1 protein-coding gene is annotated in these 348 nt (G+C 59.5%); it reads left to right on the forward strand.

All coding sequences use genetic code 11. The annotated features are described in order from the left end of the window. Nucleotides 1-348: phage terminase large subunit family protein (locus AC2TC0_RS16225; protein WP_484718488.1), on the forward strand; the 348-nt coding region annotated here is incomplete at both ends.

Below are 348 nucleotides of genomic sequence, written 5' to 3' on the forward strand. Positions count from 1 at the left end.
GTCCTGGGACACGGCGAGCAAAGACGGCGTGCACAATGATTGGTCTGTCTGCATCACCGCCAACGTCCATCTTTCGGAAGTGCGGATTATTGACGTTTTTCGCGCCAAGCTGAACTTCCCGGAGCTCAAGCGCCATGTCATCCGCCTCGCCAACAAATATCGACCGCAAACGCTGTTGATTGAGGATGCCGCGTCGGGCCAGTCGCTCATCCAGACGCTGCGCAGTGAGCAGCCCCCGGGGGTGCCATTACCGATTGCATGCCGGCCCGAGCTCGACAAAAAATCGCGCATGGTTGGGGCCACCGGCCAAATTGAGGGCGGGCAATTGTTGCTGCCAGGCGAAGCATC

This window comes from Sphingopyxis sp. sgz302558 (assembly GCF_057220455.1).